At 54.7% G+C, this 7814-nt stretch carries 3 protein-coding genes; 1 reads left to right on the top strand and 2 read right to left on the bottom strand.

Going from position 1 to position 7814, the window contains the following annotated elements; all coding sequences use genetic code 11:
- Positions 1 to 130: 130 nt before the first annotated feature.
- On the bottom strand, positions 131 to 505 hold the full coding sequence (locus U2W12_RS19615; protein WP_326502393.1) for a VanZ family protein: 375 nt from the start codon (positions 503 to 505) through the stop codon (positions 131 to 133).
- A 126-nt stretch (positions 506 to 631) separates the two neighbouring features.
- Between U2W12_RS19615 and U2W12_RS19610 the strand changes: the two genes are divergently transcribed.
- A complete protein-coding gene (locus tag U2W12_RS19610; RefSeq protein WP_326502392.1) occupies positions 632 to 2566 on the top strand; it encodes an ATP-dependent DNA helicase in 1935 nt (644 codons plus the stop codon).
- Between the two features lie 3 nt (positions 2567 to 2569).
- On the opposite strand, the gene U2W12_RS19605 is transcribed toward U2W12_RS19610, so the two are convergent.
- Positions 2570 to 7651, bottom strand: a complete 5082-nt coding sequence (locus tag U2W12_RS19605; RefSeq protein WP_326502391.1) for an EAL domain-containing protein — start codon at positions 7649 to 7651, stop codon at positions 2570 to 2572.
- Positions 7652 to 7814 lie beyond the last annotated feature (163 nt).

The following is a 7814-nucleotide window of genomic DNA, read 5'->3' as shown; positions in this document are numbered from 1 at the left end:
TGGAACTGAAAGCCGCCTTTAGGCGGCTATTGAACTGGGGCCGCGTTAGCGACCCCACGTACCGCTTTGAGCGGTTCACAACATAAAGCCCCCGGCTTTGCCGGGGGATATTTACTTGGGATAAAGTCGTTTAAGAACTGAGCAGGGAAAATAGCCTTTTCCCTATCCACTGCGCGATCAATAGTCCTGCAAGAATGCCCAAACCGTCGAAAAGCAGATCGGCGAAATCGGCTGAGCGCCCCGGAAGGGTTAGCTGCCGCCATTCGTCCCACATGGCTACGCCTAAACAAAACAGCGCTACGGGGGCGCGGGCGAGCAGGCTTAGTCCGAAATCCAATAGGCCGGCGAGTACCGCAAACCAGGACAGATGCGCCAGTTTATCCCAAGGTGCCTGCAAGAGACCTGCCGCTTCCGGCTGGTTCCCGCCCCAAATGAAGAGTACGAGCAGGACCGATGCCAGCAGCAACGACAGCCGCTGTAAAAGTAGGTAGATGTTTATTTTCATCAATCAGGGTTCATCGTCGAAAGTGTTTTGTGAATTGCAAAAATCCTTAATAATGCGGCTTGGCTGACAGTATTATATGCATTATCCAACAGAGTTTCAGAAACCGGAACAAAACCCGAAAATCAAGTGACAGAATTAGAATTATTTTTTAGCGGGGAAGGCGATCTGGCGAAGACGATCAAGGGCTACAGGCCGCGCGAACCGCAAATCGAAATGGCCAAGGCGATAGCAACCGCGATTACAAGCCATCGCCATTTGATTGCGGAGGCTGGCACCGGCACCGGCAAGACCTTTGCGTATCTGGCGCCGGCGATTTTGTCCGGCAGCAAGGTGATCATTTCGACCGGCACGAAGAATTTACAGGATCAATTGTTCAACAAGGACTTGCCGGTGATCCGCAAGGCCATCAGGACGCCCTTTATGGCCGCGCTGTTGAAAGGCCGCGGCAATTATCTGTGCACCTACCGGCTGGAAAATTCGCTGAATTCCGCGTTCGGTTTCAGCAAGGAAGATGCGGATGCGCTGAGCAAGATCAAATCCTGGGCGAAGCGCACCAAGACCGGCGATATTGCCGAAATGGCCGGCATCGCCGAGGCGAATCCGGTCTGGTACCAGGCCACCTCGACCGTCGAAAACTGTCTGGGGCAGGATTGCCCGGTTTATACCGATTGTTTTCTGGTCAAGGCCCGGAAGGAGGCGCAGGAGGCCGAAATTTTGGTCGTCAATCATCATTTGCTGTGCGCGGACTGGTCGATTCGCGATGGCGGCTTCGGCGAACTGTTGCCGAAGGCCGACGTGATTATCGTCGACGAGGCGCATCAACTGGCCGATACCGCGTCCAATTTTCTCGGCATCAGCGTGGGCAGCAAGCAATTGAACGATCTGGCCAGCGACGCTCTGGTCGAATATTTCAAGGACGCGACCGACATGCCGGCCTTGCGCGCCGTCTGTGAAGAGCTCGAACACGGCGGCAAAGACTTGCGCCTGGCCTTCGGCATCGAACTGAAGCGCGGCGAGTGGCGGGACATCGAGGACAATCCGAAGATTACCGGCGCGCTGGCTGATGTCCAGGCGCAATTGCAGCGCCTGGCCGAGCAGCTCGAGCTGGCGTCGGTCAAAAGCAAGGGGTTGGAGTCGTGCTTCAAGCGCGCCGAGGAACTGGCGCAGCAGTTGAAGATCATCTCCGAAGACCCTGGAGGTAAATGGATACGCTGGTATGAAACGCATCGCAAAACGGTGACCTTGAGTCGGACGCCGCTCGATATTGCGGCCGAATTCCGCAATTTCATGCAGTTCAGCAAGGCCGTATGGATTTTTACCTCGGCGACCTTGAGCGTAGCGCAGCGCTTCGATCACTTCGCAAACGGTCTCGGCGTTGTCAATGCCGACAACGCGCGCTGGGACAGCCCGTTCGACTATGCGAGCCAGTCGCTGTTTTATCACCCGAAAGGTCTGCCGAAGCCCGATAATCCGGATTTTACCGCGCTGATCATCGAATTTGTGGTGCCGGTTTTGCAGGCGAGCCGGGGACGGGCGTTTTTTCTGTTTACCAGCCATCGGGCATTGAAGGAAGCCGCCGAGCTGTTGGCGGACCGAGTCCCCTATCCGCTGCTGATCCAGGGCAGCCGGCCGAAAGGGGCGCTACTGGATCAGTTCAAGAACGCCGACAACGCGGTGCTGCTCGGCACCTCGAGCTTCTGGGAAGGCGTCGATGTGCGTGGCGAAGCGCTGTCGTGCGTGATCATCGACAAACTGCCGTTTGCGTCACCGGGCGATCCGGTGTTGAAGGCGCGGATGGAGGCAATGCGCAAGCTGGGCCGCAACCCGTTTTTCGAATATCAATTGCCGGCCGCGGTGATCGCGCTCCGGCAAGGCATCGGCCGGCTGATTCGTGACGTGACCGACCGCGGCGTGTTGATGGTTTGCGACCCGCGCCTGCTGAAGCGCTCCTATGGACAGATGTTTCTGGACAGCGTGCCGGCGATGCAGCGCACCCGCGATATTGCGGAGGTGCAGGCATTTTTTGAGCAGCAAAAGTCAACGTCTCAAGAGATGACTTAAAGTTCATGCATTTTTCATGGCCACGTCCGCAAGTTGGGCGCTGAATTCCGCGGCCGACAGCGGATGGCTGACCAGAAAACCTTGGTATAAATCGCAGCCTTTTCCTTTCAGGAAGGCCAATTGCTCCAGTGTTTCGACGCCTTCGGCCAGCACTTTGAAACCCAAAATATGCCCCATCGCGATAATTGTGGCCGCGATTTCCATATCGTCCTGCTGAACTGGGATATCATCAATGAAGTTTTTGTCGATTTTCAGCACATTCAACGGAAAACGTTTCAGATAGGCCAGGGACGAATAGCCGGTGCCGAAATCGTCGATCGCAAGGCGTACGCCTTGCGCGCGCAGGTTCTTCAAAATTTCCATCACATCGCTCTGACGCTCCATCAGGCCGCTCTCGGTCAATTCCATCTCCAGATATTCGGCTGGAAAACCAGTTTCTCGCAACACGTCTGCAACCAGGGCGCTGACGTCGCTTTGCCGCATTTGGTGCTGAGAAACATTGACCGCCAGAGAGATGGGTTTGAAACCTTTATCGAGCCATTCCTTGCCCTGACGGCAGGTTTCCTTTAGCACCCAGGCGCCGATGGGCTGAATCAGGCCGGTCTGTTCCGCTATAGGAATGAAACGGTCTGGCGGAATCATGCCTTCGACGGGATCTTGCCAGCGGGCTAGCGCTTCGGCGCCGACTATTTTGCCGGTAGCGATGTCGATTTGCGGTTGATAATAGACGAGCAACTCGTTTTGCAGCAACGCCCGGCGTAGGCGTCCTTCCATATCGATGCGTTGGCGCGCGGCTTCGGTGAATTCGTTCGAGTAAAACGCGAAGCGGTTTCGTCCGCCTTCCTTGGCCTTGTATAGTGCGGCGTCGGCATTCTGCAAGAGCAATTCAGGCGTGTGACCGTGTTGAGGATAAAGACTGATGCCGATGCTGGCGCCGATCAATACTTCGCCGGTATGCGGAATAGACCATGGCTCGCTCAGATCGGCGATGATCGCCTGGGCGATGCGGGCGGCATCTTCAGGTTGCGAGATGTTTTCCAGTACGACGGTAAATTCGTCGCCTCCCAGACGGGAGACCGTATCGATATCCCGCACCCGGTTGACCAGTTTATTTGCAACCAGTTGCAGCAGTTGGTCGCCAACCAGATGGCCGAAACTGTCATTCACATCCTTGAAGCGGTCGAGGTCCAGCATCAGCAAAGCGATTTGCATGCCTTCCCGCTTTGCGGTGTCGATGCTGTGTTCGAGACGGAAAAAAAGGCGCAGACGATTCGGCAGAGAGGTCAGCATGTCATGGTGCGCGAGAAACTCGAGTTGCGCTTCGGAGGCTTTGAGCTGGGTGATATCCGCAAACACCCCGACATATTCGCTGACGTTGCCGAAGCTGTCGCGAACGACGCTGATGTTCAATAATTCGGGGTAAACTTCGCCATTTTTGCGTCGGTTCCAGATTTCGCCCTGCCAGAAATTGTGTGCATCGATCGTTTCCCAGAGGTTGCGATAGAACTCTCCGTCATGGCGTCCCGACGACAGCATGCTGGCGCTTTTGCCGATTGCGTCCTCTTCGCTGTAGCCGGTAATCGCGGTAAAAGCAGGATTGACTCTCAATATATTGCGCTTGGCGTCCGTGATCATGAAGCCTTCCTGGCTCTGCTCAAACACTTTGGCGGCAAGTTTAAGTTGTGTTTCGGCGCGTTTGCGGTCAATGGTCAGTGCGGCGTAATGCGTTACCGTTTCGATCAGTTTGCGGTCATAGTCGTCCGGCATCGCCGGCGTACGCTGGTAGACCGCAAAGGTGCCGAGCACCCTGTTGCCGGAACCGCGGATTGGCTCTGACCACCAGGATGCCAGACCGGCTTGTTCGAGCGGCATGCGCATGCCGGCGCAGCACGGATCACCGGCGATATCGTCGGCAATGGCACTTTGACCCTTGCTGGCGGCATAGCCGCAACAACCCATGTTGTCGCCGACAGGCATGCCATCGATACAACTCTTGTAGAAATTGGGCAGGCTGGGAGCGGCGGCCAAACGCAGATGAAGACCGCTATCGTCGAGTAGAAGCATCGCGCAGTGTGCGCCAGGCTTCAGGCTTTCGGCCTTGTGCGTGATTGCGTCCAGAACCTCGGCCAATGGCATGCTGCTGGTAATGCATTCGAGCATGAAGCCGCGCAATTCTTCCAGGTTTTGCTCATGGCGCCGTTCGGTCAGATCCATATTGGTGCCGGAGATACGCACCACCTTGCCGTCCTTGTTGCGCGAAATGAAACTGCGTTCCAGAATCGGAACATAATGGCCGTCTTTGTGACGGAGGCGGAGTTCGACCGCATGCATGCTCTGCCCGCTGTTCAACGCCTCGCGTAAATCCAGTTGGATAAAATCGATGTCGTCGGGATGCACCAGGCTTTGCCAGAGCTTGGCGTCGCTTTGTAATTCATCTATATCATAGCCGAGCATGCGCCACCATTGCGGCGAATAATACAGGCGGTTATTTTCCAGATCCCAATCCCAGGGCGCATCGCTGGAGCCCTTGAACGCGAGCATCAGCCTGTTTTCCGATTCCTGCAGGGCTTGTTCCGCGCGTTTGCGTGCTGAGATGTCGCGGGTCACGGCCAGCATCATCGTGACCGCGCCGGATGGGCCCGGTAGCGGTGCCGCATAGGTTTCAAGCCAGCGCCGCGTGCCTTTACGGCCGACGACTTCAAATTCTAGCGAGTCATTTTGTCCATTCATCACGCGTTTGTGCAAAGCGATAAAGGCGTCGCGATACTTTGGCAGCAAGAAGTTGATCAGTTTATGTTGTTGAGCGATTTCAAGCGAATCCACTTCGAGCATGTTCAGCCCTGCCGCGTTCATGTTGATCAGGTCGCCTTTTTGATCAAGGACTTTGACGCATTCCGGTTCGGTTTCGATCACGGTCCGTAAAAACTGTTCGCTTTTTTGCAGTGATTGCTCGGCTTGTCTACGTTTATCTTCGCGGTCGAAATTGTCCATAGCAAAACCGATATCCCAGGCCATTTTGAGCAGTAAGTCGCGTACTTCCTCGTCAAATGCGTCAACTTTATTCGCATACAAGCAAAATACGCCCACGGCCGCGCCGTTTTGTTGAATCGGCAAGGCTGCAGATGCGCGCCATTCGTGACTGATGCCACGTTCATGCAAAGCTATGGCCATAGGATCGCATGCAAAGTTCTGACACCAGATCGGCCGGTTTTCTCGGATCGCGGCGCCGACCGGCCCCTGGCTCAAGGAATTGGCGGGATCGGCCGAAATATAAACATCCTTCAGGAACTCGGCTCCGTCGCCGGCGCCGGCGACCGGGTTTATCCGTTGCGTTTTTGGATCGGTCAGTCCTATCCATACCATTTGCATGCCACCGAATTGCACCGAGTCATTGCAGATTTGCCGGAAAAGATCGGCTTCGGTGGCGCACCGGACGATGGATTGATTGCAATGGCTCAACACGGCATAGAGTTGGGTGATCCGCTGAATTTTGATTTCGGCCGTTTTTCGTTCGGCGATTTCATTTTCTAGTTCCCGGGTGCGGATTTTGACCACATCTTCGGTTTGCATCGTCCTACCGGTCAGCATCAGAAGTCCCAATCCGGTCATTCCGGTAAACATGAAACAGCCCAGAATCAGCCACCAGATGTTCCAGTTGAGCTGTTCGTTATAAAATTCGGGCGCGGCGGCATACATGATGCTCCATGTCCGGTCGGCGATATGCAGAGGGAGGGTTTTTTCGAGTTTGGGAAAATCCAGCGATGAGGCTGGATAGTGTCGCATTTCATCGAATAATGTGTCGCCAAAATCAGTGATTTTGAGCAACAGTTGTAACCGTGTGTATTGATTTTTGACGGTATCGATTTTCTGATGAACCTGAAACACATTCGCGACGAATCCGCGCAATGCCGCACGGCGCTGAGCCAGTGTATCGATTGGCCGACCCGCTTGATAAACCGGCGTGTAAATGGCCGCGCTGGCCTGGTTGGACGGGTCTTGCACCAAACGGATCACGCCGGACAGCGTTGTTTTGGCCGTATCGCCGGCTTTTCGGATCGCTGCGAACGAGTTCGGTTTCGAAGAAATATCCAGGCCGCGTGCCCGTGCATTGGCGTCGAAAGGTTCGGCGTAAGTGATCGGAAAATACTCGGATTGCATGCCAGACGGGTTTCCCGGCGCTTGGGTGTATATAGCCGCGCCGAGACTTTGCTCATGTGTGGAGCGCTGAGTCGCGGTAATCCGCGGGATCCATTCCAGCGCCTGAATGTCCGAATGTTCCGCTAAAAGGGGTTTAGTATAATTCTTGAATTCATCCGCACTGACATCGATGGAACTGTCGAAAAAGACTTTGATGTATTGATTGATTTCGGTATAGCGGGTAAATTCATTTTGCAAGGCGTTGTGCAGCAGGCTGCAATGTTCTTCGAAAAGCGAACGGATGCGTTGCTTTTCCTGCTGTTTGCCGAAATGCAGGATCACGATGACGAGCAGAGAGAGGATGATCAACGGCAGGGCGACCGAATTGATCCGCATGCTCCGTCGATTTCGCAGCACACCGATAAAACATAACAATAACGGAGCGAAAATCAGGACGCCGACGGTATCGCCTATCCACCAGGTTATCCAACTGACCGGCATGTCCTGCCAGGCCAGAGCGCCTTCGGCATGGAGTGTGATGACTCCGGCCGAAGCGGAAAAAATGCAACTGACCGGTCCGCCCAGCGCGATGAAACGCAGAATGCTGCGATCATCGGTCAACGGATTATCAGCGCCGACATAACGCCGGGTTAACCATGCGCCCAGGCCGGCCTGAAGGGTTGCGGCGATACTGGCGATGCTGCCGACGAACAGTGAGAAAAATAGGCCGTCCGGGCTCGCCTTGTCCAAAAACGAAAAAATCTGCGCCATGAACGCGCCGGCTAAAATGCCGGGGATCACTTTGTGTCCGTAAGTCACCATGCCCGCAAAGGCGATGCCGGCTGCCGGCCAAATCGGGCTGGCATGGCTGGGCGGGATCGACAGCAGGGTGCCGAAATAACCGCCCAGAAAATAGCCGATGGCAAGCAGGATATTTATTTCTAACATATAAAACATTTGTACGTATACAAGAAGCCAGCTGACAACGGCATCGGATCAAATGTATATCTTTATTATGACAAAGAGCATGAATGAATATAATGACATTGTGTTTTTCTGATGCTCATGTTTATAGCGGTTTTATGGGCTTATAAATGGGCGGATTAACAGC

Source organism: Methylomicrobium sp. Wu6, from assembly GCF_035916875.1.
In the GTDB taxonomy this organism is placed as follows: domain Bacteria; phylum Pseudomonadota; class Gammaproteobacteria; order Methylococcales; family Methylomonadaceae; genus Methylomicrobium.
This window is presented reverse-complemented; position numbering and strand designations above follow the sequence as displayed.